Consider the following 24,060-nt stretch of genomic DNA (forward strand, 5'->3'; position numbering starts at 1 on the left):
GGGCTCGTCCCTGTGGTAGTCGGAGGTCAGTGCGGGGAGACCGGCTCGCGCACGGCCGGCGAGCAGGCTTCGGGCGGGGCCGCCGGCCGGGTGCTGTCCCGCGCGGCCGGGCCCCGCAGCTGGCCGCGTTTGCGCCAGGCGACCACGCCGCCCGCCAGTCCGGAGAGCGCGATGAAGCCGAACGAGGCCAGGAAGACCGGCGAGGTGGGCTTCGCCGCGCTGCTGCCCGCGATGACGTAGGCGGCGGTGTTGGGAACCGAGCCGAGCGCCGTCGCGCTCAAGAAGGCGGGCCAGCTCATCCGGGAGACGGCGGCGCCGTAGTTCGAGGCCGCGAACGGCACACCGGGCAGCAGCCGGATCACCAGCATCGAGCGGAAGCCGTGCTTGCTCAACTGCCGGTCGGCCGCCGTCAGCCAGCGGCCGCGCAGCAGTCGGCGCAGCGCGTCCTGGCCCAGCAGCCGGCCCAGCCCGAAGGCGATGCCCGCGCCGATCACCGTGCCGGCCGTCGCCGAGAAGGTGCCTGCCTGGGCGCCGAAGAGGACACCCGCCGCCACATTGAGCACCGGGCGGGGCACGAAGGCGGCGGTGCACAGCCCGTAGGCGGCGCCGAAGAGCGCGACCGCCACACCGCCGGCGGCCTCGGGCGGCCAGCCGTGGGCGAGCAGGCGCTGGGGCTCGTACAGCAGCATCGTCGTCGCCGCCCCGCACAGGAGTACGGCCAGCAGGGCGAGGCGGGACCATGGTGAGAGCAGCGTCTTGGTGAGACGGCCGGGGAGTCCGTCTGGCTGCACGGCGGGGACGGGCACGCTGGGAGCGTAACCGACGAATGGACCCTTCCGCTGTTCGGTGCTGTACGTAAAGCCCGAAAGATGCCTGTCGGAACCGGTGTTCGCTCGCCGTCCATCTCCGCTTTCACCTGCGACGGAGACTGTGCGCACCGGACCGGTCCGGCCGGGTGAGGCCGCCGTCGAAAACCGTTCGACCGAGGACGGTTGAGCGAGCGATGATCTGTCGGTGTTCCGGCAGCCCCCGCTCTCTGCTCCGGCCGCCGTCGCGGCCGCCGCGCCGGCTGCCCTCTTCCCGACCCCCGGCGGGTGTGTGTCCCCGTCCCGGAGCGTGTGCGCGGTGACCAGGGGCGTGCACGCCCTTCACCTCCCTCCCGGCGTCCGGCTGCGCCGACGCTGACCCTTCCCGGACCGCCCGAGGACCCCACAGGGGGAGGGTCGGTCATTCCGTGGGGTCCGGCCTCGTCCCGTACCGGCCCAGGAGGGCACCCATGTCCGGCCACACCCACCCGTCCTGCATCCCGCACCCGATCCCGCACCTGACCATCGGCACCTTGGGGCACCGAGGCCATGGCAAGACCACGCTGGCCGCGGCGCTGGCGGCGGCACGAGACCCTGCCGCCGCGCACGGCGCCCCCGTCCGCCCGGATCCGCGGCGACGGCGATCCCGCCGCGCGACCGGCACCCGCAGCTTCCGGTACGCCACCGACACCCGGCGCTACACACTGCTGGACCCGGGCCACACGGAATGTCCAGGAAGCCCTGGCTGTCCTGAAAGCCTTGAAAGCGCTGGAAGTTCGCTCGGCGCCGAGGCCCTGCGCGGGCTCGACGGCGCGGTGATCGTCGTCTCCGTCCTGGAGGGCGTCCGGCCCTGCACCGCCGGTCAGCTGGCGCTGGCGCGCCGCAGCGGTCTCGCCCACCTGGTCGTGGCCCTCACCATGGCCGACGCGGGCAGCGACGAGCTGACCGAGCTGGTCGAGACCGAGGTACGGGAGCTGCTGACCCGGCACGGCTACGCGGGCGAGACGCTCCCGGCCGTCCGGGTCTCGGCCCGCAGCGCGCTCCAGGGCGATCCGCGCTGGCAAGGCACCATCGAGGCGCTGCTGGACGCCGTCGACACCTATGTACCGCTGCCCGAGGTGCTGTGAGCCCTCGGACGGGCCGCACAATGGAGCCGTGGACACCGACGCCGACGGGGAGCAGATACCCCGCATCCGAGCCGTCGCGGGCGGCACCGCCAAACTGCTGCCGGACATCGACCGCGAGCGGGCGTGGCTGCTGACCCTGGACGGAGCCCCGCAGTCGTACGTCGATCTCGACGCTCCCGAGCACCTGGAGTTCGAGTACGCGCGCCGGGTCGGCCATCTGCTCGATGTGGCGGCGCCGCACGGAGCGCCGCTGGACGTGCTGCACCTGGGCGGGGGAGCGCTCACGCTTCCCCGCTACCTCGCGGCGACCCGGCCGGGCTCCCGGCAGCGGGTGGCCGAGCCGGACGCGGAGCTGACCGCGTTCGTCGTCGAACACCTGCCGCTTCCCGAAGGAGCCGGGATCGAGGTGGAGGCGGTCGACGGACGGGCGCTGCTGGAGTCCGCACCGGACGGGAGCGCCGATGTACTGCTGGCCGACGTCTACGGCGGATCGCGGGTCCCGGCGCATCTGACCACGCTGCCGTACGCGAGGGAGGCGGCCAGGGTGCTGCGGCCGGGTGGGAGCTATGTGGCCAACCTCGCCGACGCCGCGCCGTTCTCCTTCCTCGCCTCGCAACTGGCCACGGCCGCCGCGGTCTTCGAGCAGCTCGCGCTCGTGGCCGAGCCGGCGGTGCTGCGCGGGCGGCGGTTCGGCAACATCCTGCTGCTCGCCTCGCACGACGAGCAGCCGCTGTCCGAGCTGGCCCGCCGCTGCTCGGCGGACCCGTTCCCGGCGCGGGTCGAGCACGGCGCCGCGCTGGAGCGTTTCACGCGCGGCGTGCGGCCGGTCGACGACGGCGATGCCGTACCGTCCCCCGAACCGCCGGACGGCGCCTTCAGCATCGGCTGAGGGCGCCGTCCCTGGCCTGGACCGCGCGGAGCGGTGCTGGGTCAGCCGCGGGGCTCGTCCCCGCCGCCGTCGTAGGTGCGGAGGCTGCCCATGATCTTCTTGATGGTGGCGTCCGAGAGCTCATCCTTGACGCCCGCGTCGGTGTAGAGCACCCAGATCGCCAGGTCACCGTTGGAGTTGATCCAGGAGACGGTGACGACCTTGCCCGCGCTGGTGGAGCACTTGTCCGCCTTGGGCGCCCCGGTGACCTTCGCGGTGGCGGTGTGGCCCTTGATGCCGTGCTTGTTCGTGAACGGCTTGGGCTTGGAGACCTTGAGGGTGCCCTTCTGCTTCTGGTCGTAGCCGGCTATCGCGAAGTTGCCCGCCGCGATCCGGGCCGCCTCCTTGGTGTTCTTGGAGCCCTGCCCGCCCTTGGTGCCGACGGCGGCGCGGGTGGACTCCTTGCACCAGTTGTCCTTGTAGTAGGCGGGCGCCGACATGGCGACCAGGACCTTGCCCTTGTCGTTCTCGAAGCCGGTGATGGTTCCCTGGCTCGCGAGCGTCCAGTCCTTGGTGTCGGGGACGTCGAAGGCGGAGTACCACTTGGGATTGATGACGGTCTGCCACCCGGCGATCACCGGGTCCGACGGGTCCTTGGAGGCCCCGCCGCCGCCCGGCTCGCCCTTCTTGCTCTTCTCCGGTTTCGTCTTCACCGAGGGCGAGGCGGACTTGTCGGCCTCGTTCTTCTTGCCACCCGAGTCGTCACCGCCCAGCACGACGACACCGGTCACCGTCGCCGCGATCACCGCCACAGCGGCGACGATCGAGATCACGATCGTCTTCTTCTTGCCGCCGCCTCCGCCGCCCTTGGGCGACTGCGGGCCGCCGGGCATGCTCCCCGGACCCCACTGGCCCGACTGGCCGGGACCGCCCGGCTGCTGGCCGTAGGGGTACGGCGGGGTGCCCTGCTGCCCGTAACCGGACGGCTGGCCGGCCGGCGGCTGCCCGTAGCCGGGCTGCTGACCTGACGGCGGTTGTCCGTATCCGGGCTGCTGGTACGGGTTCGGCTGCCCATAGCCGGGCTGTTGATACGGGTTCGGCTGCTGCGGGTTCTGCTCGCCCCCGGGCTGCTGCTGTCCTGGCCACATGGCTGATAACCCTATGGTGCGCTGTCCATGGCGGCCACGGCCGCCCGCCGATCGGTACGCACCCGCTACATGAATGGGTCCGGAGCGCGAAGGAGCGGCCCTCCCGCCAGCAGTTACTCGGTGGTAACGTGCGGCCATGACCACACAGTCGCAGCCGGACATCGGCGAGCTGATGAGGGCCTCCGTGCCCATGGCCCGCACGCTCAACCTGGAGTACCTGGAGACCTCGCCGGAGCGGGTCGTCGTCTCGCTGCCCGACCAGAGCGAGTACCACAACCACGTCGGCGGCCCGCACGCCGGAGCGATGTTCACCCTCGCCGAATCCGCGAGCGGCGCGATCACCCTGGCCGCGTTCGCCGACCAGCTCTCCCGGGCCGTCCCGCTCCCGGTGCACGCGGAGATGGACTTCAAGAAGATCGCCACGGGCGTCGTCACCGCCACCGCCGAACTCGGCCGTCCGGTGGCCGACGTGGTCGCCGAGCTCGACAGCGGGCAGCGCCCGGAGTTCCCGGTCAAGGTCGCGCTCAGCCGCCCCGACGGCGCCGTCACCAGCGAGATGACCATCGTGTGGACCCTGCGGCCCAACGACTGACCCCGCGCGGAGCGGCCCCGGGCCTCGGCACGGGCCGAGGCGGGGTCGAGTAGGCTTCCGGATTCGTGCAGGCATGACAGCTCATGCCCCGATGACGTGAGAGGAAGCCGCAGTTGCACATCCAGGAGTGGCTGGAGAGCGTCCCGGCCGTCAGCGTGTACCTCCTGGTGGGGGTGGTCATCGGGTTGGAGAGCCTGGGGATTCCGCTGCCCGGGGAGATCGTCCTGGTCAGCTCCGCGCTGCTGGCCTCGCAGCAGGGCCACATCGACCCGCTGATCCTGGGCACGTGCGCCACCGTCGGCGCCGTGGTGGGCGACTCGATCGGGTACGCCATCGGCCGCAAGGGCGGCAAGCCGCTGCTGGAGTGGCTGGGCAGGAAGTTCCCCAAGCACTTCGGGCCCAGCCATGTGGCCACCGCGGAGCGCTCTTTCCAGCGGTGGGGCATGTGGGCGGTCTTCTTCGGCCGGTTCATCGCCCTGCTGCGGATCTTCGCCGGGCCGCTCGCGGGCGTGCTGAGGATGCCGTACTGGAAGTTCCTGACGGCGAACGTGCTGGGCGGTGTGGTGTGGGCCGGTGGTACGACCGCCGTCATCTACTACGTCGGCATCGTCGCCGAGGCGTGGCTCAAGCGCTTCTCCTGGCTCGGACTGGTGGTGGCCCTGCTGTTCGGGCTGGGCTCCATGGTGATCGTCAAGCGCCGCGCGGCGAAGGCGGCTGACGCCGCCACCGAGGAACTCGCGGAGGCCGCACCGGCGCCGGCCGCCGACTAGAGGGTGCGCGCCCCGTCAGGGCACCCCTCAGCAGCACCCCGAGAAGGAGAACAGACGTGGCACAGGGCGGACTGATCGTGAACGTCGGCGGGCACGAACCCCGGCTGGACCCCACGGCTTTCCACACCCCGACCTCCGTGATCGCCGGGCAGGTCACCATGGCCGCCGGGTCGAGCCTGTGGTACGGCGCCGTCATGCGTGCCGACGCGGGCCCCATCGTGCTGGGCGAGGAGAGCAATGTGCAGGACAACTGCACCGTGCACGGCGATCCCGGCTTCCCCGTCACCGTCGGCGCCCGCGTGACCGTGGGCCACAACGCCGTGCTGCACGGCTGCACCGTCGAGGACGATGTGCTGATCGGGATGGGCGCCACCGTCCTCAACGGCGCCCGGATCGGTGCCGGGTCCCTCGTCGCCGCGCAGACCCTGGTGCCGCAGGGCACCGTGGTACCGCCCGGCTCGCTGGTCGCCGGGGTGCCCGGCAAGGTGCGGCGCGAGCTGACCGACGAGGAGCGCGAGAGCATCCGCTTCAACGCTCTGGCGTATGTGGAGCTCGCCAAGCGGCACCGCGAGGCGTCCGTGGCCGAGGGCCCCTCGCCCTCCTGAGCCGCGGCGGCGGGGTTACTCGTGAGGAACTTCATGGCGGCAGAAGAGCGGTGGAGCGCTACGGTGACGGCGTGCCATCCCTCAAGAACACGTTCTCGTCCCTTACCTCCCGCGCCGTGCACGGCATCTGGCGCCGGGCGCAGCGCGCGGGAGCCGTCACGGCCGAACGCCCCGGGCCGTACGCGTTCCGCCGCCTGGGGACCGGGAGCCGGCTCGCCTTTCCGCAGGGGACGCTCTTCGGCACACCGTGGATCGAGATCGGTGACCACTGCATCGTCGGCCAGGACGTCACGCTGACGGCCGGGATGATGCCGGACCTGGACCTGGGCCCCGAGACCGTGCTGCGGCTGGGCAACGGCGTGGTGCTGGGGCGGGGCAGCCACGTCATCGCGGACACCCGGGTCAGCCTCGGGGACGATGTGTTCTGCGGTCCGTATGTCTACATCACCTCGACCAACCACTCCTACGACGATCCGGCGCAGCCGGTCGGCAAGCAGTGGCCGCGTACCGCGCCCGTCGAGATCGGCTCCGGGAGCTGGATCGGTGCGGGCGCCGTCGTACTGCCGGGCGCGACGCTGGGGCGGAACGTGGTGGTCGCGGCCGGTGCCGTGGTGCGCGGCGAGGTGCCGGACCACGCGGTGGTCGCCGGCGCCCCGGCCAAGGTGGTGCGCCGCTTCGACCCGGAGGAGGGGTGGCAGCCGCCGCTGCGCACCCCGCCGCCCGTTCCCGTCCCGGAGGGCGTCACTCCGCAGCAGCTGCTGGCCCTGGCCGAGCTGCCCCGCCCGCACGGCCCCTGGGACGGGACCCTCAGGGGCGAGAAGGGCACCTCGCCGGGCGGCGACGGGACCTTCCGGGGCGACCGGGACGGGGGCGCGGACGGTGGCTGAGCCCGGGAGCCGTCAGCCGGAGGCGAGCAGTACGGTGCCCAGCAGCGCCAGTGAGGCGCCCGCTGTCTGCAGGGCCCGCAGCCGTTCGTGGAGAACGCCCCGGGCGGCCAGCGCGGTGACCACCGGGTACAGCGAGGCGAGCACAGCTGCCACGGTGACCGGGCCGTGCTGCGCGGCGACGGCGTATGTCCCGTTGGCGGCGACGTCGGCGAGACCCACGAAGGCCAGTGCGGGCAGCATCCGCCACACCGCCCGTATCCCCTCCTCGGGGAGCGCGGGGCTGCCGCGCCGCACCGAGGCGTACAGCGCGCCGCCGCCCACCACCACGTTGACCACCCGCTGGACGAACAGCGTCAGGAAGAGCCCCGCGACGGTGGTGGACGCCTCGGCGACCAGGCTCATCGTCGCGCCGAAGCCGAAGGCCGCGACCAGGGTGAGCAGGATGGTGCGCTGCTGCACGGGCGCTCCGCCGCCGCCCACACCGCCGGCCAGCACCACGCCTGTGACCGCGACCAGGGTGCCCACCGCCTGTATGGGACCGGGCCGTTCGCCGTGCAGCACCATGCCGACGGCGACCGGTACGGCCACACTGCCGAGAGTGGCGACGGGGGACACCACGCCCATCGGGCCGATGGCCAGTGCCCGGTAGAAGCAGAGCATGGACACCGGCCCGATGGCACCGGCCGCCACCGCGCACCACAGCAGACGGGCGTCCAGCTCGCTCCAGGCGCCCGTGGCCAGCACGATGACGCCGAGCACCAGGCAGGCCGCGCCCTGGGAGACGACCACCACGGTCAGCTCGCGCAGTCGCTTGCTGAGCAGCCCGCCGCCGAAGTCGGCCAGCCCCCACAGCAGACTGGTGGCCAGGGCGAAGACAGCGGTCATGGCGGAATCCCTCGCAGTACAGTGTGGTGAACACTCAAGTCCACCACACCGTAGTTCAGAGCAGTGCACTCTGCAATCTAATATTTTGGATGGTGCCGAACACAGTGACGGACCTCGACCACCTCACGCAGGCCCTCGCCCGCAACCTCAAGCACCTGCGGGCCGAGCGCGGCTTCACCCTCGACGCGCTCGCCGCGCGGGCGGGAGTCAGCCGGGGCATGCTCATCCAGATCGAACAGGCCCGCACCAACCCCAGCGTCGGCACCGTCGTCAAGATCGGCGACGCGCTCGGGGTCAGCATCACCTCGCTGCTCGACTTCGACCAGGAGCCACAGGTCCGGCTGGTCCCCCCGGAGCAGGCCGTACGGCTGTGGGCCACCGAGGCGGGCAGCCACAGCACGCTGCTCGCGGGCACCGAGGCGCCCGGTCCGCTGGAGCTGTGGCACTGGAAGCTGGTACCGGGCGACGCCAGCAGCTCCGACCCGCACCCCATAGGCGCCACCGAACTCGTCCACGTCACCGCCGGCACGCTCACCCTGGAGGTGGACGGTGACACCTACACCGTCCCGGCCGGCACCTCCGCCTGCTTCGAGTCGCACGTACCGCACGGCTACCGCAACGACGGAACGGAAGACGTCGAGATGACCATGGCCGTCTCGGTCCCCGAACCGCGCTGACCCCGCGGCGGCGACTGGCTAGGCTGCCGATATGCGAGCGCCCATCGGAGACTTCGACAACGCCGGTCCGGCCGCCGAGCTGCTGGACCAGCTGGCCGCTCCCGTCGCCGCCGCCGTGCGCGACTGGGAAGGCCCCGTCCCCGTCGACCAGTTGCTGCACGTCGACACCGACGCGGAGAAGGCCGACACGGCCGTCTTCCTGGAGACCTACGGCCAGGACCTGCTGGAGACGTCGGCCAACTGCGTCGTGGTGGCCGCCAAACAGGGCGGAGCGCGCACCCTCGCCGGGTGCGTGGTCCTCTCGTCCTGCCGGGTGGACGTCAACGGGGCGGTGCGCCGCGGCCTCGGCGCCCGGAAGGTGTCCTTCGCACCGCACGAGACCGCCGTCGGTGAGACCGGCATGGAGTACGGCGGCATCACCCCCATCGGGCTGCCCGCCGGCTGGCCGCTGCTGCTGGACGCCGAAGTGGCGGCGCTGCCCTGGGTGCTGATCGGCAGCGGCAGCCGCAGGGGCAAGCTCATCGTCCCCGGCAAGGCGCTCGCGACGCTCCCCGGCGCCGAGATCGTGGAGGGGCTGGGAGTGCGCGGCTAGCCCGGCGCTCAGGCCCGGGGAGGCCGGGCGGCATCCAGGGTGCTCACATCCAGGGACAAGGGGATGGAGTGCTCGGCGAAGCCGAAGGACCGGTACATCGCCTCGGCCTCCGGCGTCGCGTGGAGATCCACGCGGGTGACGCCGCGGCGGGCGAACTCCGCCAGCAGCGCCGCGGTCGTCGCCCGGGCGTGGCCCCGGCCGCGGTAGCGCTCGTCGGTGCACACGTTGAAGACGAAGCCGAACAGCCCCTGCGGGCTCACCGGCGCGGGCAGCCGCTCCTCGATCCGGCCCACCGCGCACGCCGCCAGATGGGCCGGGTGCGCGGACTCGCCGTCCACCACGAAGGCCAGCAGCGGGGAGTCCGGCTGTGCGAGCTGCCGCCGGGCGATCCGCACGGCTTCCTTCTCCCACGGCCCCGGCTCGTCCCGCCCGAGCATCGCGGCGAACATGACCCGGCGCAGCCGCACGATCTCCTCGGCGTCGTCAGGCGTGGCTCGGCGTATGGCGTTCATGGCCGGACGCTAGCGCACCGGTACTCACCCCAGCCGGGGAATTTCGATCGCCGGACAGCGGTCCATCACCATCGACAGACCGGCAGCCCGGGTGCGCTCGTACGCCGCCTCGTCCACCACCCCGAGCTGGAACCACACGGCCTTGGCGCCGACCGCCACCGCCTCGTCGGCCACCCGGCCCGCCAGCTCGGAGTTGACGAAGACGTCCACGACGTCCACCGGGAAGGGAATGTCGGCCAGGCTCGGGTAGCCGCGCTCGCCGTGCACCGTCTCCGCCTTGGGGTGGACGGGCACGATCCGCTTCCCGTAGCGCTGGAGCACCTCGGCCACCCCGTGCGCGGGCCGCGCGGTGTTGCCGGAGAGCCCCACCACCGCCCAGGTGTCACCCAGCTCGGTGAGAATCCTCCGTACCGTCCCGGAATCGCCGTACATCGCTCTCTCCTCCGTCAGCGGGCCCGTGGCGGGCACACACCCCCGCACAACGGTGCGCACCCCGTGGCGATTCCCGCGGTGTGCGGCCATAGGCTGGCATGATGCAGCACGACCAGCGCGCACAGCAGGAACGGCCCGAGGGGCCTGCGGAGTACCTCACCGTGGCGGCGGAGGGCGTGCACGAGACCGAGGTCAACCGCTCCCGCTTCCTGTGCGCCCTGGCACCGGCCGCCACGGAGGCCGAGGCGCAGGAGTTCATCGCCCGCGTCCGCAAGGAGCACCCCGGCGCCAACCACAACTGCTCGGCCTACGTCATCGGCGCCGACGCGAGCGTCCAGAAGGCGAACGACGACGGCGAGCCGGGCGGCACCGCGGGCGTGCCGATGCTCCAGATGCTGCTGCGCCGCGACGTGCGCTACGCCGTCGCCGTCGTCACCCGCTACTTCGGCGGCGTCAAACTGGGCGCGGGCGGTCTGATCCGCGCGTACGGGGGCGCGGTGGGCGAGGCGCTGGACGCCATCGGGACCGTCACCCGGCGGCGCTACCGGGTGGTGACCGTCACCGTCGGGCACGAGCGCGCCGGACGGCTGGAGAACGAGCTGCGGGCTGCCGGGCGCCAGGTGCGGGACGTGCGGTACGGCGCCGAAGTCAGCATCGAGCTCCAGCTCCCCGACGCCGATCTCGCCGACTTCCCGGGCTGGCTGGCCGACGCCACAGCGGGAACCGCGCGCCTCGAGGTGGGCGGCGAGGCGTTCGGCACCGTCTGAGCGAGCGGCCGGCCCGCCCGTGGGCTGCACGTGCTGCCAGGGTGTGGCACGCGCTGTCAGTGGTGGGGCTTAAGGTCGTTGACCATGCGTCTGCTGCACACCTCGGACTGGCATCTGGGCCGGAGCTTCCACCGCGTGAGCCTCCTCGATGCCCAGCGCGCCTTCCTCGACCACCTGGTGGCCACCGTCGAGGAGCGAGCGGTGGACGCCGTCCTGGTCTCCGGCGACATCTACGACCGGGCCGTCCCCTCCCTCGCCGCCGTCGAGATGTTCGACCAGGCGCTGTACCGCCTCGCGGACCTCGGCGTGCCCACCGTGATGATCTCCGGCAACCACGACTCGGCACGCCGCCTGGGCGTCGGCTCGAAGCTGCTGGGCCGCGCGGGCGTCCATCTGCGCACCGACCCACGCGAGTGCGGTACCCCCGTGCTGCTCGACGGCGCCGGCTCCGGCGGCCAGGTCGCCGTATACGGGCTGCCCTATCTGGAGCCCTCGCTGGTGCGGCAGACGCTCGGCGCCGAGGGCACCGGGCACACGGCGGTGCTCCGCGCCGCGATGGACCGGGTCCGCGCCGACCTGGCCACCAGGCCCGCCGGCACCCGCTCCGTCGTCCTGGCGCACGCGTTCGTCACCGGCGCCGAAGTCTCCGACAGCGAACGGGACATCACGGTGGGCGGGGTGGCCTCGGTGCCCGCCTCCGTCTTCGACGGCGTCGACTACGTGGCCCTCGGCCACCTGCACAACTGTCAGAGCATCACCGAACGGGTGCGCTACTCCGGCACCCCCCTCGCCTACTCCTTCTCCGAGGCCGGGCACCCGAAGTCCATGTGGCTGGTCGACCTCGGCCCCGCGGGGGAACTCACCGCCGAGCGGCTGCACTGCCCCGTGCCACGCGCACTCGCCCGGCTGCGCGGCACACTCCAAGAACTCCTGGAGGACCCGGCGTACGAGCAGCACACGGAAGCCTGGGTGGAGGCCACCCTCACCGACGCAGCGCGCCCGCACGACCCGATGGCGCGGCTGACCAAGCGCTTCCCGCACACCGTCAGCCTCGTCTTCGCACCGGAGCGGGAGGAGACCGACGACGGGCGCTCCTACGCCGTACGGCTCAAGGGCCGTACCGACCGGCAGATCGCCGAGGACTTCGTCGGCCACGTACGCCCGGGCAGGCGGGCCGCGCCCGAGGAACGCGACATGCTGGGTGAGGCGTTGGAGGCGGTGCGGGTCGCGGAGGCGGCCGAGCCGGACGGGTCGGCCGCGTCCGCCGTGTCCCGTACGGGACCCGCCGCCGGGCCGACCACATCCGGGCAACACGCCGCTGCCGGCAACGGGCCAGGGGCGCGCGAAGGCCACCGCGAGGTGGCCCGATGAGGCTCCACCGGCTCACCCTGACCGCCTTCGGCCCGTTCAGCGGCACCCACACCGTCGACTTCGACGCCCTCTGCTCGGCCGGGCTGTTCCTGCTGCACGGCCCCACCGGCGCGGGCAAGACCTCCGTGCTGGACGCCGTCTGCTTCGCCCTCTACGGCGGTGTACCCGGCGCCCGCCAGCAGCCGGGCGGCACCCTGCGCAGCGACCACGCCGACCCGCGCACCCGCACCGAGGTCGTTCTGGAACTCACCGTCGCCGGCCGGCGCCTGGAGCTGACCCGCGCTCCGGAACAGCTCCGCCCCAAGGCCCGCGGCACCGGCCTCACCCGCGAACGGGCCCGCTGCGAACTGCGCGTATGGGACCCGGCGACCGGCCAGTGGCACGGCCTCAGCCGCTCGCACCAGGAGACCGGGGAGGAGATCAAGCAGGCGCTCGGCATGAGCAAGGACCAGTTCTGCCAGGTGGTCCTGCTGCCGCAGGGCGACTTCGCACGGTTCCTGCGCTCCGGCGCCGAGGACCGCGCCAAGCTGCTGGGACGCCTCTTCGACACCGGCAGGTTCGCCGCGGTGGAGGAAGAGCTGGCGCGGATGCGCAAGGGCGCGCAGCAGGAGGTCGCCACCGCCGACGAGGAACTGCTGGGCCTCGCCCACCGGATGCGGCAGGCGGTCGGGGACCCGCCGGAGCTGGCCGAGGGCCCCACGGAAGCCTCCGAATCGGACGCGTTCCCGGACCCGCTCCCGGCTCAGCGCACCGCCCCGGCGGCCGGTAACCGCGCGGACGGGCGCGGCGCGCGGCGCGGTGGCTCGCGTGGCAGGCAGACCAAGGCCCCCGGGCGCGCCGGGCTCGCTCCCGGTGACCCCGGCCTCGCCGACGCGGTGCTGGCCTGGGCCGCGCAGGCCCGCTCGTACGCCCGTGAGCGCCTCACCTGCGCCGCGCTCGCCGCCGAGACCGCCCGCGAGCGGTACCGGACCGCTGCGGGGGACCTGGAGGCGGCCCGCGAACTGGGCCGCGAGCAGCAGCGGTTCGCCCGCGCCCGGCAGCGCGCCGACGAGCTGGCGGCCAGGGCCGGGGAGCGGGAGGCGCTGCGGCGACAGCTGGAGCGGGCGCAGTCCGCAGAGGCCGTGGCCCCCGCGCTCCACCTGCGTCGTACGGCACACGACGGACACTCCCGCGCCCAGGAGGCGGAGCGGGAAGCACGTGCCCGGCTGCCCGGGACCCTGGCGGGGGCAGCGCCCGAGCGGCTGGCGGAGCTCGAGCGCGAACTGCGCCAGGAGCTGGGCGCACTGCGCGCCGCCCGCGAGGAGGAGCCGCGAGCCGCCGGGATCGAGACCGAACTGCGCCGCTTGGACGCCGAGTCCAGGGCCGACGAGGAGGTGCTGCGCGAGGCGGGGGAGTGGCTCGCGGGCTGGGAGGAGCGGCGGCCCGCACTCGAACGCCGTATCGAGGAGGCCCGGGACGCCGCCCTCCGCGCCGAGCACCTCGGTGGCCTGCTCCACCCGGCCCGCGCCCGCCTCCAGGCCGCGCGCCGCCGTGACCAGCTCGCCGGCGAGATCGAGGCAGCCGCCGAGAACCTGCGGGGCGCCCGCGACGAGGCAGCCGAGGCCAAGGAACGCTGGCTCGCCGTGCGCGAGCGGCGGCTGCGCGGCATCGCCGCCGAACTCGCCGCGAACCTGACCGAAGGCGAGCCCTGCGCGGTCTGCGGCTCCACCTCCCATCCGGACCCCGCCCGCGAGGAGCCCGGCCACGTGGACCGCGCGGCCGAGGAGGAAGCGCTCACCGTCTCCCAACGGGCTGCGGAGCGCCGCCAGTCGGCCGAGCAGCGGCTCGCCGCGCTGCGCGAGAACCATGCCGCTGCCGAGAAGGAAGCGGCAGGCGGCCGGACGGCAGCCGTGTCCGAGGGAGAAGCCGACAGCGAGGGGGACGCCGTCGGTGAGGGCGCCGCCGTCGGTGAGGACGCGGGAGCGGACGCGCCCCCGAGCACCGAGGCCCTGGCGGACGCCGTCGCCTCGCTGGAGCGGGAGCACGCGCAGGCCCGCGCCCAGGCGTCCGGCATCCGCGAAGCGGAGGAGGAACTGGCCGCCGCCGAGCGCGAGTACACCGAGCGGCAGGCGGCACGCCAGGAAGCCGAACGCCGCCTCGCGGCCGGCACCTCCACCCGGGACGCGCTCCAGCGAGAACTGGCCGCCCTCACCGAGCGGCTGACGAGAGCCCGTGGCGAAGCGCCCAGCGTCGCTGCCCGCTTCGCGGAACTGGAGCGCCGTGTCGGACTGCTGTCCCAGGCGGCGGAGGCCGCCCACGCGGCGGCACGCGCAGCCGACCGGCTCACCGAGGCGGCGGAGCAGCTGGCCGAGGCCGCCGACCGGGCGGGATTCAGCACGCCAGAGGAGGCCGAGCGGGCCGTACTGCCCGAATCCGAGCAGCAACAGCTGCGTAGCCGGCTGGAGCAACTGCGGGCCGAAGAGGCGGCTGTCCACGAGGAGTTGGCCGACCCCGCGCTCGCTGCGGCGGCCGCCGCGCCCCCGGCGGATCCTCAGCGGGCGCAGGCCGCCGCGGAGGCCGCCGAAGGGCGGCTGCGCGCGGCGGACGCCGAACACCACGCCGCACGCGCCCGGGTCGAGGCGCTGGACGGGCTGGGAGCGCGCGCCACCGACCGCGCCCGCCGGCTGGCGCCGCTGCGTACGGCCTACGACCGTATCGCCCGCCTCGCCGGTCTCGCGGCAGGCACCTCGGCCGAGAACGAGCGCCGGATGCGGCTGGAGTCGTATGTGCTGGCAGCGCGGCTCGAACAGGTGGCCGCTGCGGCTTCCACGCGTCTCGCCCGGATGTCCGGCGGCCGCTACACGCTGGTGCACTCCGACGAACGGGCCTCGGGGCGCGGTAGATCCGGGCTCGGGCTGCATGTGGTGGACGCCTGGACCGGCGCCGAGCGGGACACCGCCACTCTCTCCGGCGGCGAGACCTTCTTCGCCTCGTTGGCCCTTGCCCTCGGCCTGGCCGACGTGGTGACCGAGGAGGCGGGCGGCACCCGGCTGGAGACCCTGTTCATCGACGAGGGCTTCGGCACCTTGGACGAGCAGACGCTGGACGAGGTGCTGGACGTGCTGGACTCGCTGCGCGAGAGGGACCGCTGCGTGGGCATCGTCAGCCATGTGACGGACCTGCGGCAGCGGGTGCCCGCACAACTGGAGGTCGTCAAGGCACGGTCCGGCTCCACCTTGCGCCACCACACCACCCCGGCGGATGTCTGACGTCCGCACCCGACGCACCCGTCCGGCGGTGCCGAACCCACCCCGACCCAGGGCGGATCCGGCACCGTCACAAAGCGGAAGAGCCTCAGCTCACAGCACCGACAGCTCCGCGACCAGGTCGTCCAGCCCCAGCGAACCCAGCGAGAGTGCTGCCATGTGCCACGCCTTGGCATCGAAGGCGGCGCCGCGCTCGCGCCGCGCCGCGTCGCGGCCCTCCAGCCAGGCGCGCTCGCCCAGCTTGTAGCCGATCGCCTGGCCCGGAATGCCCAGGTAGCGCACCAGCTCGCTCTCCACGAAGTCCGCGGGCCTGCCGCTGTGCATACCGAAGAACTCCTGCGCCAGCTGAGGTGTCCAGCGCTCACCGGGGTGGAAGGGGGAGTCGGCCGGGATCTCCAGCTCCAGGTGCATGCCGATGTCGACGATCACCCGGGTGGAGCGCATCATCTGGGCGTCCAGGTAGCCCAGCCGCCGCTCCGGGGTGGTCAGGAACCCCAGCTCGTCCATGAGCCGCTCGGCGTACAGGGCCCAGCCCTCGGCGTTGGCGCTGACCATGCCGACGGTCGTCTGGTAGCGCGAGAGCTTGTCGGCGACGTACGTCCACTGCGCCAGCTGCAGATGGTGTCCAGGCACGCCCTCGTGGTACCAGGTGGTGACCAGGTCGTAGACGGGGAACCGGGTCTCGCCCATGGTGGGCAGCCAGGTGCGGCCCGGCCGGGAGAAGTCCAGCGACGGCTGGGTGTAGTACGGCGCCGCCGCGCTGCCGGGCGGGGCGATCATGGCCTCCACCCGGCGCACCGGCTCGGCCAGTTCGAAGTGGGTGCCGTCCAGCTCGGAGATGGCCTCGTCCATCAGTCCCTGGAGCCACTCGCGCACCGCCTCGACGCCCTCGATGGCCTCGCCGTGCGTGTCCAGGTGGCGCAGCGCCTCCCAGGGGGTCTTCGCGCCGGGCAGGATCTTCTCCGCTTCGGTGCGCATCTCGCCGAGCAGCCGGTGGAACTCCTCCCAGCCGTAGCGGTACGCCTCCTCCAGGTCGAGGTCGGCGCCGTTCCAGTAGCGCGCCCAGCGCGCGTACCGCTCACGGCCCACCGTCTCGGGGGCGCCGGCGATGCCCGGCGCGTACACGTCCCGCAGCCAGTCGCGGATCTCCGCGACGGCGCGGGTGGCTTCGGCGGCGGCCTCGCCGAGTTCGGAGCGGAGCGCGTCGGGACAGCCGCCGGCGAACTGCGCGAACCAGCCGCGGTCGTCGTCCGAGTCCTTCTCGCCCAGCCACTGCGCCAGTTGCCCCAGCACGGTGGAGACCTGCCGCGGTCCGGTGTACAGGCCGCGCGAGAGCCCCTCGGCGAGGGAGGCGCGGTAGCCGTCGAAGGCGAGGGGCATGGCCCGCATCCGGTCGGCGACCGCCTTCCAGTCCTCCTCCGTCTCGGTGGGCATCACGGTGAAGATGCCGCGCACCGAGTGGAGCGGCGAGCTGATGTTGCTGAGGGCGCGCAGTCCCTCGCCCGCCTCGTGGATGGCCAGCTCGGCGGTCAGCCGCTCGCGCAGCAGCCGCGCGCAGCGCCGTTCCTCGTCGCTGTCGCCGCCGGGCCGCGCCTCGGCCGCGGCCAGCTCAGCCAGGGTGGCGCGGCTCAGCGCTGCGATCGCCTCCTGGCCCTCGGGAGAGAAGTCGGGCAGCTTGCCGTGGCTCTCGGGCACCCCGAGGTAGGTGCCGGCGATCGGGTCGAGTTCGACGAGCGCGTCGACGTAGGTGTCGGCCACCTGACGGGGCAGGGAGCCGGTGGTCGCTGTGTTGATCGAATCGGACATGGGCCCCATCCTCGTATGCCGGTCGCCCTGCCGTCAGCACCGGGAGGCACCCGGGAGATACCGGGATGCACCATGTCGCGCCGCCCGGCGGTCAGCGTCGGGCCACCGCCGCCGGTGTCAGCGCTGCGGTCACCACCAGGGTGCCCTCCTCCATCTGGTAGTCGAGCGGCAGCCCGAGCCCCCGCATTGTCGCGGCCATGCCCGTGTTGGACGACTGGGTGACCGCGTAGACGCTCTCGCAGCGCGCCTCTCGGGCCATCGCGACCAGCCGCCGCAGCAGTGCCGAGCCGATGCCGCGCCGCTGCCAGGCGTCCTCGACCAGCAGCGCGGTCTCCGTCTCGTCGCCGTCCCACAGCAGATGGCCGAGGGCGACCAGCTCACCGGCGGGCGACTCGACGGCGAGGGTGCGGCCGAAGCGCGGCGAGAGCAGGTGGCGCAGATAGCGGTCGGCGTCCTTGACCGGCCCGTGGTAGCGGCGGCCGAGCGTCTGCCGGGAGCAGCGGGCGTGCATCGCCAGCGCGGCCTCCAGGTCGCCCTCGTCGGCCCGGCGGATCGTGACGGCACGCCCCTCGGGAAGGGTGTACGCGTGCTGCTCGCGCGGGGTACGGCGCCCGAGCCGCGCGTCGAGCTCCACCAGGGCCTGTGCCCGCGCGAACTCGGTGGGGGTGAAGGGCACATGGTGCCGTTCCACGACGATCTCTCCTCCGGCAGGGTCGGGCAGGCGCAGCAACGTTCCCTCCAGTGTGCCCTCCCGAGGTGTACTGCCGGGGACCGAACGGATGGTGCAGCGGCCCAGCAACGCGCGCAGCGCCATGGGGAGTTCGGCGGTGTCGACGGCTGCGCGGGTGGCCAGGCCCAGTATCCGGGTCGGGGTGTCGACCAGGTCGTGCGCGTCGGCCCGCTCGCTCCAGGTGTCGCTGCCGCCGGCGTCCGACAGCAGCCGTGTCAGCTCGTGCGGCTCCAGCGCCGCGGGGGCGCGCAGCAGGAACTCGTCCACTGTGCGGTCCCCGAGCGGGTGGGTCTGGAGGGTCAGGATGTCGACTCCGGCCGCCGCCAGTGCGCCGCACACCTGTGCGAGGGAGCCTGGTTCCTCCCGTACGGTCGTGCGCACCCGCCACAGCGTGGTGGCGTCCTTGTGGCGCGGACGGTCACCCGCCGCGGGGCCCCCGCCGGTGCGCCCGTCGCGGGCCCGCCGGGCGCGCCACGCCCGCCACCCGTCCCGCGCAGCCGTCCTCGCGCGGAGCCAGGGGCTTGTCGCCGCTCCGGTCGTGGTGCCGGTCTTCCCGTCGGCAGAGTCATCAGCCATACGACCACCCTTCAGGACGGTCATTGCCTGACCACGAACGAGGCGTGACAGGTGCGTAAAAAGAGCACCTGGCCGTCAAACGCCCTATTTAGGCCATCTGTTGAGTATTCATCCTCCGGCGGGTCAGTCCCGGACCAGCCGCCGCAGCACCTGTCCGCACCGGTGCGCGTAGAGCCGCTGCAGCACCGGTACCACGGGGCCCGCCGCACGCGTCCACCACACGGCCGGTCTGCTGTAGGCCCACACGGACAGCCGGACCCGGCCGTCCTCGGCGTGCTCGACCCAGAACGCCTCCTCGCCGCACTGCGGGTGCCCCGGCAGCGTTCCGTACGCCCAGCCGGCCCGCCGCTCCTCCTCGACCGCCCACACCACCCGGCACGGCCCGTGCACCCGCAGCCGACCGACGCCGAGGCCGACCGTGACCCGGACGCCGGGCGCCGCCCGTTCGGCGTCGGTCACCATCCGCACGCCCATCGCGCGGTGCATACGCCACTCCAGCACGGCCCGCGAGGCCGCCGCGAAGACGGCCTCGCCGGAGCCCAGCCAGGTGTGTACGCACAGCGCGCGGAAGGCGGGCGGCGTCACCCCGTGGGCGGTGCGGCCGACGGGCGCGTAGCTGAAGCCGGGGTGCGTGGTCACGGCCTCGCCGCCCGCGCTACTGGCCCACCCGGCCCGGCTGCAGAACCTTGGTGAACAGCACCGCGCCGCTCTCCTCGCGCAGCCGTACCGTCAGCTCTCCGGTCGAGCCGTTGATGTCCACCTGGCCGAAATACTGTCCGCCCTCGGTCGGCGGCGTATTGGCGCGGTCCGGGGCCTTGAGGAACTTCTGTTCGGGGCCGAAGGTGCCGTCCAGCTTCAGCGCCTTGAAACCACCCGCGTTCAGCGGCCCGGAGACGAACTCCCAGAACGGCGCGAAGTCCTTGAAGGCCGCCCGCTCGGGGGCGTACCGCTGCGCGCTGGTGTAGTGCACATCCGTGGTGAACCACACGGTGCCGGTGATCCGGCGGTGCTTGATGTGCCGCAGCAGCTCCGCGATCTGCAGCTCCCGGCCGAGCGGCGCACCCGGATCGCCCTGCGCGACGGCCTCGAAGTCGGTCTTGCCGTCCGCTACGACCAGCCCCAGTGGCATGTCCGAGGCGATGACCTTCCACACCGCGCGGGAGCGCGACAGCTCCCGCTTGAGCCACTTGAGCTGCCGCTCGCCCAGGATGCCCTGGGTGTCGTCCGGCCGGCGGCCCGGCGAGTTGGCGTTCCGGTAGGAGCGCATGTCCAGCACGAAGACGTCCAGCAGCGGCCCGTGCCGCACGACCCGGTAGACGCGGCCCTCCTCGTCCTTCGGCGGCAGCGTGCTGATGGGGAAGTACTCGCTGAAGGCCCGCTGCGAACGGGCCGCGAGGGTGGAGACGTCCTTGACGGTGTAGCGGTCGTCGTCCAGGATCTCGCCCGGATACCAGTTGTTGAGCACCTCGTGGTCGTCCCACTGCACGACGCACGGCACCTGCGCGTTGAACCGGCGCAGGTTCTCGGCCAGCAGGTTGTAGCGGAAGTTGCCGCGGAACTCCGCCAGCGTCTCGGCGACCTTGGACTTCTCCTCTGTGGTGACGTTCCGCCACACCCCGCCGTCCGGCAGCTCCACCCGCTCCTGGATGGGGGAGTCGGCGTAGATGGTGTCGCCGCTGTTGAGGAAGAAGTCCGGGTTCAGCTTCCGCATCTGATCGAAGATCGGATAGCCGCCCCGGTCCGGGTTGATGCCCCAGCCCTGGCCCGCCAGGTCACCCGACCACAGGAACCGCACATCGCGGCGGCGCGCCGGCGCGGTACGGAAGGTGCCCTCGACCGGCCGTCCGGAGCGCCGCGGGTCGTCGGGGTCGGTCAGCGTCACCCGGTAGTGGATCTGCTCGCCCGGTGGCAGCCCGTGCAGCGCCGTACGCCCCGTGAAGTCGGTCTGAGGACCCACGACGGGGCCGTACCACCGCTTCGGGTTGCGGAACGTCTCGGTGGCCGAGGTCTCCACCACCATCCGCGCCCGGCGGTCCGCACGTACCCACACCAGCCCGGAGGACATCGTCACGTCCCCGGCCTGCACACCCCACTCGGCCGACGGGCGGCCGCGCCGCGCCTGCGCCGGTGCCGCGCCGCTGAGCAGCGGCACGGACAGCGCCGCGCCCGCACCAACCGTGCCGCGCAGCACCGCCCGCCGCCCGGGGGATCTGCCGGTCGCCGGATCGCCTTGTGCCATGTGCGGGCCTCCTTGAAGCGTGTCAGCTCTTACCGGTCTCGTGGATACCTGTATCCCGGTCGTGTGCCGTGCACACGAAGCCCCAGTGAACACCGGTGTCACACCGGACAGAAGGGGGCAGCCCGCCACGGGTGTCCCGCAGCGCCGGGCGGCCTAGGATGCCGCTCCACGGACCACTCCACCCGCATGCCGCCCGCTCCCCCACCCCGGCCCAGGAGGCCCGATGAGCACCAGCCGTACGCACGCGCAGCTCCGCGCGGACATCCGGGCGTGGGGATCGGCGCCGCACGGGCCCGAGCGCGTCGCCCGCGCCGCCGACCTGGTGGCGGAAGCCGAGGCACTGGTAGCAGACGGCGAGACTCTGGGGGCGGAAGCCGAGGAATCGGCGGCGGGCACCCGTGAGGCGCGTGCCGCGCTGGGCGCCGCGCTGGTGCACCTGGCAGCGAGCCGCGCCTTCGGCTCCGCCGGACGCACCACACCGGCCCCCGTGGCCCGCGCGCTGCGGCTGCGGGACGAGGACCCGGAGGCGTTCGACGCCGAGACCGCTTTCGCACTCCTGTGGTCCCTCCGATGGGCGGTGGAGGACCTGATCGCCGACCCGGCGACACCGGTCGCGGACGTCGAGGAGTGGCTCGCCCTGATGGCCCGCGCGCACACCGAAGCGGGCCTGTCCCAACGTGCCGTACACGCACGCGAGTTCCTCGCCGCGCAGCGGTTCGGCGACCGGCAGCGTGCCGCCCGCGCCTACGACGCCTGGCTGGAGGCGGAGCGCGACCGCGGCGCCGACTGCGCGGGCTGCGAGCTGGCCTGGCGTGGGCGGGCGCACGCCGCACGCGCCGAGGAGGCCGAGGCCCGGGCGCCGGGCGGTGGCGCCGCCGAGGACGAGGCGGCGCTGCGGATGTGGGAGCCGGTGCTGCGCGGCGAGTACCCGTGCGCCGAACAGCAGCCGTATCTGCTCGCCGCCTCGCTGGCCCCGCTGCTGCGCCTCGGCCGCGCCGCCGAGGCCCGCGGCAGGCACCTCTCGGGCCAGTTGCTGGTGCGCGAGGACCCGACCGGCCGCGGTGCCCTCGCCCGGCACGTGGAGTTCTGCGCCCGCACCGGCAACGAGCCACGCGGACTGGAGATCCTCGCCGAGCAGGACGAGACCCGCTGGGAGTGGCAGGACGACGCCCCCGGCCACCAGGCGTGGATGTGTGCGGTGGCGCTGCTGATGCGGCGACTGGACGAACAAGGACAGGGCGCCCTCCCCGTACCCGGACCCCGCGGGCGGGAGTGGAACGCGGCCTCGCTGCTGGAGTACGCGACCGCGCAGGCGCAGGACGTGGCCGACCGCTTCGACCGGCGGGCCGGCACCACGGTGCACGGCGCCGCCGTCCGGGCCCGGCTCGCCGCGCCGCAGCTGGTCCCGTTCCTGCCGCTCGGCCTCGGCGCGGTGGCACTCCCGCAGGCCGGGCCCGCCGGGGGGAGCAGCGAGGCCGCTGATCCAGACCGGCTGCTGGACGAGGCGCGGCGGCTGAGTGCCGAAGGGCACCCGGACGCGGCAACCCGGTGGGCTGCCGCCGAGGACGCGGTCGCCCGGGCCGGCCACCGGCTCCCGCAGCACGAGCGGGCCGAACTCCTCGACCACCGCGCCATGGAACTGGCCCTCACCGACCCCGCCGCGGCTGCCGCCCGCTTCACCGAGGCGGCGAGCCTCTTCGCCGGTGCCGGACTGCCAGGCGAGGCCCTCGCCTGCCGGGCCCGCGCCGTCTTCGCCGCCTCCTTCGCGCCGGAAGGCGACACCCTGCCGCCCGAGCCGGTCGACGCGCTCTGCGCCGAGGCGCTGCGCCTGCACGCCGAAGGGCGGATCGGGACCCGGCACGCCACCGCCGTACTGCTGACCCGCGCCCGGATGCGGGCCCACGACCTCGGCGGGACGCGGGACGGCGAGGTGGGCGGAGACGGTACGCCGTTCGACGCGGGCGACCCGGCCCGGGCGACGGCCAGAGGGACGGAGCACACGGACACGGACGGCGCCGCGGACCGGCCGGGCCCGGCCGCCGACCCGCTGGGACCGGCCGCCGACGCGCTCGACGCGGAACTGGCCGGCCTGGTCGCCCTCGCGTTGCCCGACAGCTCCGAGCCCGCGGTCCGCGCCCGGATCGCCGAGGCCACCGAGACCCGCGGGCGGCTGGCGGCCCGGCGCGGCGACGCGGTACGCGCCGGCGAGCTGCTGGCCGAGGCCGCCGGTCTCTTCCACGAGGCGGGCCGCCCCTGGTCGGCCACCGGGCCCGAACTCGCCCTGGCCCGGCTGCTGAGCGAGACCGGCGACCACAAGCGGGCCGCCGAGGTGCTGCGCGGGGCCCTGCACGACCGCGAGGGCGCCGCCCGCACCCCTGCCGACCTCGCGCGGCTCCATCTGGCGCACGCCGATGTGCACGCGGCCCAGGGCCTGCTGGCCGAGGAGGCCGAATCCCTCCGGCACGCCGTGCACGCGCTCCAGAGCTCGGGCGCCGCCGCCGAGGCCACCCGTGCCAGGCTCCGGCTCGGTGGCTGCCTGCTCGCCCTCGAACAGCCGGACGAGGCGGCGGCCTTCCTCGTCGCGGCCCTCGGCGAGCTGCTGGAGGAGCCCGAGCCGGCCGACGAACCGGGCATCGTGCAGGCCTGCGTGTGGCTCGGCCAGTCCTGTGCGCGGCCCGCACAGCTCAGCGCTGCCGCGGGGCTGTTCCGCCGGGCGGCCGAGCCGCCGCGTCCGTGGCAGGACCGGTACGGTCGTGCCGTCGTCACCCACCTGGCCGCCGACACCCACCGCGCTTCCGGCCGGTACCCCGCTGCCGCGGAGCTGTACGCGCGCGCCGAGGGGCTGTGGCGGGAGGTGGGCGACCCGCACGCGGTGATCCGTACGCTGCACGCGCGCGGCTGGCTGGCGATGGAGTCGGGTGCCCCGGTGGAGGAGTCGCTGCGCTTCATGGACGCGGCCCAGCGCGAGATCACCCAGGTGCTCGGCGACCCGGAGGGCGTACTGGACGAGGAACAGCGACTCCGGCTGCGGCTGGAGACGGGCCACACCTACCGGCAGACCGCCGAACTGCTGGTGGAGCCGGTGGCGGTGCCGCCGGCCCCCGCGCCCGGCGAGTCGGGCGCCGTGCAGGGTGCGGCCGCGCTGGACCGCCTGGCGCGCGGCATCGAGTACGCGGACCGCGCCGTGAGCGCCTTCCACGCCTGCGGTGAGGCGGGGCTGCACGAGGCGACGAGCGCCCAGCTGCGGGCCGCCGGACTCGAGGTGGAACTGGGCCGGTACGACCAGGCCGTCGACCGGCTCACCCGGGTGCGGGCCGCCTACCCTGCGGGCACGCCCGACCCGTACGGTGCGGTGGCCGAGCGGGTGAGCGAGGCCGAGGCGCTGGAGCTGCGGATCGAGAGCGCGCTGAGCTGAGCGGCGCCGC

General features: G+C 73.8%; 21 protein-coding genes. 12 read left to right on the forward strand and 9 right to left on the reverse strand.

The features are described 5' to 3' along the window. Positions 1–26: 26 nt before the first annotated feature. Entirely contained in the window at positions 27–806 is a 780-nt protein-coding gene (locus HC362_RS29990) for a TVP38/TMEM64 family protein (protein WP_243087296.1), read from the reverse strand. A 470-nt stretch (positions 807–1,276) separates the two neighbouring features. Between HC362_RS29990 and HC362_RS29995 the strand changes: the two genes are divergently transcribed. Both HC362_RS29995 and HC362_RS30000 read left to right on the forward strand, forming a co-directional pair. Beyond that, positions 1,277–1,933: a GTP-binding protein gene (locus tag HC362_RS29995; protein ID WP_243087297.1), complete on the forward strand. Its 657-nt coding sequence runs from the start codon at positions 1,277–1,279 to the stop codon at positions 1,931–1,933. Between the two features lie 28 nt (positions 1,934–1,961). Beyond that, on the forward strand, positions 1,962–2,822 hold the full coding sequence (locus tag HC362_RS30000) for a fused MFS/spermidine synthase (RefSeq protein WP_243087298.1): 861 nt from the start codon (positions 1,962–1,964) through the stop codon (positions 2,820–2,822). Between the two features lie 41 nt (positions 2,823–2,863). Here the strand turns inward: HC362_RS30000 and HC362_RS30005 are convergent, their stop codons facing one another. Then, entirely contained in the window at positions 2,864–3,949 is a 1,086-nt protein-coding gene (locus tag HC362_RS30005) for a DUF1720 domain-containing protein (protein ID WP_243087299.1), read from the reverse strand. A gap of 136 nt (positions 3,950–4,085) precedes the next feature. On the opposite strand from HC362_RS30005, the gene HC362_RS30010 reads away from it, so the two are divergent. The 4 genes from HC362_RS30010 (at position 4,086) to HC362_RS30025 (ending at position 6,803) form a co-directional block, all read left to right on the forward strand. Beyond that, the gene (locus tag HC362_RS30010; protein ID WP_243087300.1) at positions 4,086–4,541 is read left to right on the forward strand and encodes a DUF4442 domain-containing protein; all 456 of its coding nucleotides are present in this window, start codon (positions 4,086–4,088) and stop codon (positions 4,539–4,541) included. Between the two features lie 113 nt (positions 4,542–4,654). Beyond that, positions 4,655–5,311 (forward strand): DedA family protein, encoded by a 657-nt coding sequence (locus tag HC362_RS30015; protein ID WP_243087301.1) that lies wholly within the window; start codon positions 4,655–4,657, stop codon positions 5,309–5,311. A 56-nt stretch (positions 5,312–5,367) separates the two neighbouring features. Next, positions 5,368–5,916, forward strand: coding sequence for a gamma carbonic anhydrase family protein (locus HC362_RS30020; RefSeq protein WP_243087302.1), 549 nt, complete (start codon positions 5,368–5,370; stop codon positions 5,914–5,916). 71 nt (positions 5,917–5,987) lie between these two features. Next, on the forward strand, positions 5,988–6,803 hold the full coding sequence (locus HC362_RS30025; protein WP_243087303.1) for an acyltransferase: 816 nt from the start codon (positions 5,988–5,990) through the stop codon (positions 6,801–6,803). A gap of 12 nt (positions 6,804–6,815) precedes the next feature. On the opposite strand, the gene HC362_RS30030 is transcribed toward HC362_RS30025, so the two are convergent. Then, positions 6,816–7,688, reverse strand: coding sequence for a DMT family transporter (locus HC362_RS30030; RefSeq protein WP_243087304.1), 873 nt, complete (start codon positions 7,686–7,688; stop codon positions 6,816–6,818). A gap of 89 nt (positions 7,689–7,777) precedes the next feature. Between HC362_RS30030 and HC362_RS30035 the strand changes: the two genes are divergently transcribed. Beyond that, positions 7,778–8,365 carry an XRE family transcriptional regulator gene (locus HC362_RS30035; protein WP_243087305.1) on the forward strand — a complete coding sequence of 196 codons (588 nt, stop codon included), beginning with the start codon at positions 7,778–7,780 and terminating at the stop codon, positions 8,363–8,365. A 31-nt stretch (positions 8,366–8,396) separates the two neighbouring features. Further along, a complete protein-coding gene (locus tag HC362_RS30040; RefSeq protein WP_243087306.1) occupies positions 8,397–8,957 on the forward strand; it encodes a YbaK/EbsC family protein in 561 nt (186 codons plus the stop codon). 8 nt (positions 8,958–8,965) lie between these two features. On the opposite strand, the gene HC362_RS30045 is transcribed toward HC362_RS30040, so the two are convergent. Together HC362_RS30045 and HC362_RS30050 are read right to left on the reverse strand one after the other, a co-directional pair. Beyond that, a complete protein-coding gene (locus tag HC362_RS30045; RefSeq protein WP_243087307.1) occupies positions 8,966–9,469 on the reverse strand; it encodes a GNAT family N-acetyltransferase in 504 nt (167 codons plus the stop codon). A gap of 24 nt (positions 9,470–9,493) precedes the next feature. Continuing rightward, positions 9,494–9,901: a CoA-binding protein gene (locus HC362_RS30050; protein ID WP_243087308.1), complete on the reverse strand. Its 408-nt coding sequence runs from the start codon at positions 9,899–9,901 to the stop codon at positions 9,494–9,496. A gap of 101 nt (positions 9,902–10,002) precedes the next feature. Between HC362_RS30050 and HC362_RS30055 the strand changes: the two genes are divergently transcribed. The 3 genes from HC362_RS30055 (at position 10,003) to HC362_RS30065 (ending at position 15,287) form a co-directional block, all read left to right on the forward strand. Further along, on the forward strand, positions 10,003–10,668 hold the full coding sequence (locus HC362_RS30055; protein WP_243087309.1) for a YigZ family protein: 666 nt from the start codon (positions 10,003–10,005) through the stop codon (positions 10,666–10,668). 84 nt (positions 10,669–10,752) lie between these two features. Further along, positions 10,753–12,039, forward strand: a complete 1,287-nt coding sequence (locus HC362_RS30060) for an exonuclease SbcCD subunit D (RefSeq protein WP_243087310.1) — start codon at positions 10,753–10,755, stop codon at positions 12,037–12,039. Continuing rightward, the gene (locus tag HC362_RS30065; protein ID WP_243087311.1) at positions 12,036–15,287 is read left to right on the forward strand and encodes an SMC family ATPase; all 3,252 of its coding nucleotides are present in this window, start codon (positions 12,036–12,038) and stop codon (positions 15,285–15,287) included. Before HC362_RS30060 ends, HC362_RS30065 begins: the two co-directional genes overlap by 4 nt. Before the next feature lie 90 nt (positions 15,288–15,377). Here HC362_RS30065 and HC362_RS30070 read toward each other — a convergent pair whose 3' ends face one another. The 4 genes from HC362_RS30070 to HC362_RS30085 form a co-directional block, all read right to left on the reverse strand. Beyond that, complete coding sequence (locus HC362_RS30070) at positions 15,378–17,090, reverse strand: DUF885 domain-containing protein (RefSeq protein WP_243087312.1); 1,713 nt, start codon at positions 17,088–17,090, stop codon at positions 15,378–15,380. A gap of 91 nt (positions 17,091–17,181) precedes the next feature. Beyond that, the gene (locus HC362_RS30075) at positions 17,182–18,396 is read right to left on the reverse strand and encodes a GNAT family N-acetyltransferase (RefSeq protein WP_243087313.1); all 1,215 of its coding nucleotides are present in this window, start codon (positions 18,394–18,396) and stop codon (positions 17,182–17,184) included. A 123-nt stretch (positions 18,397–18,519) separates the two neighbouring features. Next, the gene (locus HC362_RS30080) at positions 18,520–19,035 is read right to left on the reverse strand and encodes a DUF1990 domain-containing protein (RefSeq protein WP_243087314.1); all 516 of its coding nucleotides are present in this window, start codon (positions 19,033–19,035) and stop codon (positions 18,520–18,522) included. A gap of 16 nt (positions 19,036–19,051) precedes the next feature. Further along, positions 19,052–20,635: an alkaline phosphatase D family protein gene (locus HC362_RS30085; protein ID WP_243087315.1), complete on the reverse strand. Its 1,584-nt coding sequence runs from the start codon at positions 20,633–20,635 to the stop codon at positions 19,052–19,054. 223 nt (positions 20,636–20,858) lie between these two features. Here HC362_RS30085 and HC362_RS30090 point away from each other — a divergent pair, with 223 nt between their 5' ends. Beyond that, on the forward strand, positions 20,859–24,050 hold the full coding sequence (locus HC362_RS30090; protein ID WP_243087316.1) for a hypothetical protein: 3,192 nt from the start codon (positions 20,859–20,861) through the stop codon (positions 24,048–24,050). The last annotated feature ends 10 nt before the right edge of the window (positions 24,051–24,060 follow it).

This window comes from Streptomyces sp. 891-h (assembly GCF_022760275.1).
Classification (GTDB): domain Bacteria; phylum Actinomycetota; class Actinomycetes; order Streptomycetales; family Streptomycetaceae; genus Streptomyces; species Streptomyces spirodelae.